Source organism: Nocardia sp. NPDC060220 (assembly GCF_042727815.1).
Classification (GTDB): Bacteria; Actinomycetota; Actinomycetes; order Mycobacteriales; family Mycobacteriaceae; genus Nocardia.
This window is the reverse complement of the sequence record NZ_JBHWZY010000594.1, coordinates 1-4,406: the sequence shown is the minus strand read 5'-3', so window position 1 is coordinate 4,406 and position 4,406 is coordinate 1. Positions and strand designations below refer to the sequence as shown.

4 protein-coding genes are annotated in these 4,406 nt (G+C 68.3%); 3 read left to right on the top strand and 1 reads right to left on the bottom strand.

The window, feature by feature from the left end; all coding sequences use genetic code 11:
* The 3 genes from ACFWF3_RS25890 to ACFWF3_RS25880 all read left to right on the top strand — a co-directional run.
* Positions 1 to 1,269, top strand: a 1,269-nt coding sequence (locus ACFWF3_RS25890; protein WP_379315887.1) for a biotin/lipoyl-containing protein, incomplete at its 5' end; no start/stop codon positions are given.
* 190 nt (positions 1,270 to 1,459) lie between these two features.
* A complete protein-coding gene (locus ACFWF3_RS25885) occupies positions 1,460 to 2,431 on the top strand; it encodes a patatin family protein (RefSeq protein WP_378995403.1) in 972 nt (323 codons plus the stop codon).
* Between the two features lie 108 nt (positions 2,432 to 2,539).
* Complete coding sequence (locus tag ACFWF3_RS25880; RefSeq protein ID WP_379315885.1) at positions 2,540 to 2,902, top strand: hypothetical protein; 363 nt, start codon at positions 2,540 to 2,542, stop codon at positions 2,900 to 2,902.
* A 67-nt stretch (positions 2,903 to 2,969) separates the two neighbouring features.
* Here ACFWF3_RS25880 and lat read toward each other — a convergent pair whose 3' ends face one another.
* Positions 2,970 to 4,310 (bottom strand): L-lysine 6-transaminase, encoded by a 1,341-nt coding sequence (gene lat / locus ACFWF3_RS25875; protein ID WP_379315883.1) that lies wholly within the window; start codon positions 4,308 to 4,310, stop codon positions 2,970 to 2,972.
* Positions 4,311 to 4,406: the final 96 nt, after the last annotated feature.

Genomic DNA, 4,406 nt, shown 5'->3' with positions numbered 1-4,406 from the left:
GCCCACACCATCGAGGAGATCCCCGAGCTGTTCGAGTCGGCGACCCGTGAGGCCATCGCCGCCTTCGGTCGCGGCGAGTGCTTCGTCGAGCAGTACCTCGACAAGGCCCGCCACGTCGAAGCCCAGGTCATCGCCGACCAGCACGGCAACGTGGTCGTCGCCGGTACCCGCGACTGCTCGCTGCAGCGCCGGTTCCAGAAGCTCGTCGAGGAGGCGCCCGCGCCGTTCCTGTCCGACAAGGTGCGCGCCGCGATCCACGAGTCGGCCAAGCGCATCTGCCGCGAGGCGGGCTACTACGGTGCGGGCACCGTGGAGTACCTGGTGCAGGGCGAGACCGTGTCGTTCCTCGAGGTGAACACCCGCCTGCAGGTGGAGCACCCGGTCACCGAGGAGACCGCGGGCATCGACCTGGTGCGTCAGCAGTTCGCGATCGCCAACGGCGAGGAACTGTCGATCAAGGAAGACCCCACCCCGCGTGGCCACTCGTTCGAGTTCCGGATCAACGGTGAGGACGCCGGTCGCGGCTTCCTGCCCGCTCCCGGCCCGGTGAACGTCTACCGCGAGCCCACCGGCCCCGGTGTGCGCGTCGACTCCGGTGTGGTCCAGGGCAGCGTCATCGGCGGTCAGTTCGACTCGATGCTGGCCAAGCTGATCGTCACCGGCGAGAACCGTGAGCAGGCGCTGCAGCGTGCCCGCCGCGCGCTGGCCGAGTTCGAGGTCGAGGGTCTGGCGACGGTGATCCCGTTCCACCGCGCGGTCATCGAGGATCCGGCCTTCATCGGCGACGGCGAGAAGTTCGACATCTACACCAAGTGGATCGAGAACGAGTGGAAGAACACCGTCGAGCCGTACACCGCCGGTGGCGTGTCCGACGATGACGACGACGATCTGCCCCGGCAGAAGGTTGTCGTCGAGGTCGGCGGACGTCGCGTCGAGGTGTCGCTGCCCGGTCAGTTCACCCTCGGTGGCGGTGCGGCCGGTTCGGCTGGCAACGGTGTGGTGCGCAAGAAGCCGAAGGCGCGCAAGCGTGGCGGCGCCGGTGCCGGTGCCGCGTCGGGTGACGCGGTCACCGCGCCGATGCAGGGCACCGTCGTGAAGGTCGCGGTCGAAGAGGGCCAGACCGTCGAGGCGGGTGACCTGATCGTGGTGCTCGAGGCCATGAAGATGGAGAACCCGGTCAACGCGCACAAGGCCGGTGTCGTCACCGGGCTCGCCGTCGCGGCGGGTGCGGCGATCACCCAGGGCACGGTCCTGGCGGAGATCAAGTAGACAACAGCTAGCTGTCCACAACGGGCGTCGGTCTCCACGGACCGGCGCCCGTTGTCGTTCGCCGAGCGGCCGCGAGGAACCGAGCTGACGGATTCGTGCCCGGCACCGCGGAGACGGATCGGTGAACGGGCGCGGAAGATCATGCGTCTCGCCCGGCTGGGTGGCCTGCTTCTGTCGTATCGTGGGTCGGGTGACCAGTACTGCGCACACCGATCTGGACCCGCTCTCGACGCCGGGTTCGGCAACGGTGGCCGAGGTCATCCAGGCTCGCCGGGAAACCGGTAGCCGTACTGACGGCAATCGTCTCGCGCTGGTGATCGAGGGCGGTGGCAGCCGCGGTGTGTATTCCAGCGGCATGGTGCAGGCGCTCGAGGAGCTGGGTCTGGCGAAGGTGTTCGACGCCGTGTACGGCACGTCGGCCGGGGCGATCAACGGCGCCTGGTTGCTGTGCGGGCGCGCGGCGACGGGGATGCGGTCGTGGACCGATCCGGCGATCATGCGCCGCGTGGTCGATCCGGTACGCATCTTCCGCGGTCGCCCCGTGTTCGATCTGCACTATCTCGTGCATCGCGTGTACGACGGCATCGAACCGATGGACTTCCCCGCGATTCTGGCCAACCCCACCACCTTCCATCCCATCGCGACCGATATCCGCACCGGGCAGTCGGTGGACCTCGGGCCCTACATCACCGACAAACAGAGCCTCATGACGGCGCTGCGGGCCTCTGCGGGCCTTCCACTGCTGGCTGGACCACCGGTCGCCCTCGCGGGTGGCAGCTACTTCGACGGCGGCCTCACCGAAACCGTCCCGATCCGCACCGCCGTGGCCGCGGGCACCACCCACGCCCTGGTCCTGCGCACCCGCCGGACCGATGAAGTCCGCCCACCCGCGCCCCTGCTGCACCGGGTGGTCGGCGGCGGCTACATGCGTGCCATCGCGCCCGGTGCGTTCCGGGCGTGGAGCAAGCGGCCGGGTCAGCAGGCGATGGAGGACAGCTACCTCGACGGCCTCGGCGATCATGTCCTCCAGGTCCACCCACCCGCCGGTTCCCCCGCCATCGACAGCGCGGCCCGCGACACCGACCTGCTCACCCGTGCGCTCGACATCGGCCGCACCGCGGTTCACTCCCTGCTCGGTGGCGGCACCCTCCGCACAGCCTGATTCCGGCTCGGCGACGACACCTGGGCCCGTACCCGGAGCCGCCGCCCGCGTGCGGCTTCGGCAGCGGTCGGCGGCCGTGGCCCAGCGGTCGAACACTAGGCTGCTCGCGTGGAACCGATCGAGATCAACGCAGGGTCCTGGTATCTGCGCGCGCTGCGCGCCGACGAGCGCATCGACGACCGACCCGCGCTGGCCGACGGCGGCATCACCGATCCCGGCTACGTGGCCACCCGGTCGGCGCAGTGGGCGGACGAGTCGCACTTCTCCTGGGCGGTCTGCGTTCCGACGACGGCCGAGATGGTCGCCGAGATCGGCGTGACGCCCGGCCCCGACGCCACCGCGGCGGTCACCGGCTGGGCTCGTCCCGGCGAGGACGAGGCACTGGCCGCCGGTCTGGCCTCGGTTCACCGTTTCGTCGCGGGCGCACTCGGACTGACTGTTCCGCCTCCCCGCGTATCTTGGCCGGATTGAGGCGCGGGGAGGCTCGGTTACGCGGCTGGCGGTGAGGTGTCGGTCAAGCCAGCCGGTGCCCGACGAGCTACCCGTGTTCTCGCGTGAGTACCGCGTCCAGCGCGTCGACGGCCTGACTCAGCTCGTCCTCGGTGACCGTCAGCGGCGGACGGAAGCGGATGCCGCGCTCCCCGGTGCCGAGCAGCAGCACATGCTCACGTTCGCGCAGTTCCGTGACCACCCGGTCACGCAGCTGCGGCGTCGCCAGCGTCACCGCGCACATCAGCCCACGCCCACGCGCCTCGCTGACCACGTCCGGGTGCGCGGCGGCCAGCTTGCCGAGCCGGTCGAGCAGGAACGCGCCGAGCGGTGCCACGCCCTCGATCAGCCGATCCCGTTCCAGCACTTCGAGAATGCGCCGGGTGCGCACCATGTCGGTGAGGTTGCCGCCCCAGGTGGAGTTGAGCCGTGAGCTCACCCGGAAGACATTGTCGACCACCTCGTCGACCCGGCCGCCCGCCATGATTCCGCAGATCTGGGTCTTCTTGCCGAAGGCCACCACATCGGGCGCGATATCCAATTGCTGGAAGGCCCAGGTGGTTCCGGTCAGGCCGACGCCGGTCTGCACCTCGTCGAGGATGAACAGCGCGTCGTTGGCGTGGCACAGCCGCTGCATAGCGGCGAGGAATTCCGGCCGCAGATGACGGTCACCGCCTTCGCCCTGGATCGGTTCGGCGATGAAGCAGGCGATGTCGTGCGGGTTGTCGGCGAAGGCCTGTTCGGCCTGGGCCAGCGCCCGCGTTTCGAGGGCGGCGATGTCGGGGCCCGCGAAAGTGTGCGGTGTGTCGATGCGCGGCCAATCGAATTTCGGGAATCGCGCGGTCTTGACCGGGTCGGTATTGGTGAGCGACAACGTATAACCGCTGCGCCCGTGGAAGGCGCCGGTCAGGTGCAGCACCTTGGTACCGAGTTCCGGTGCGCGACCGTGCGATTCGTTGTGCCTGCTCTTCCAGTCGAAAGCGACTTTCAGCGCGTTCTCCACCGCGAGCGCACCACCGTCGACGAAGAACAGGTGCGGCAGGCGCGGATCACCGAGCACGCGGGCGAAGGTGTCGACGAAGCGAGCCATCTCGACGGTATAGATATCGGAGTTGCTCGGCTTGTTCAGTGCGGCGTTGGCCAGCTCGGCGAGAAAGCTCTCGTCGCCGGCCAGCGCGGGATGGTTCATTCCCAGCGCGTTGGAGGCGAAGAAGCCGAACATGTCGAGATAGCTGGTGCCGTCACGTTCGTCGACGAGCGTGCGACCGTGCGATTCGTGTAGGTCGAGCACAAGCTCGAAACCGTCCGCGAGGATGTGCGAGGACAGGATTTCGTGGACCCGGTCGGCGGGGATGACCGCCGCGCCAGGGCGCTCCAGTTCGATGGTCATGAAACCGACGATACGCAAATATTTACGGAAGTTCTACGGAATCACGAATCAAATTACGGAAGATCACTACCTGTCATAGAATGTCTGCAGGATGAT

Excerpts from the sequence above, each read along its gene's own strand:
- lat (WP_379315883.1), bottom strand. The coding sequence starts at position 4,310 with ATGACCATCGAACTGGAGCGCCCTGGCGCGGCGGTCATCCCCGCCGAC.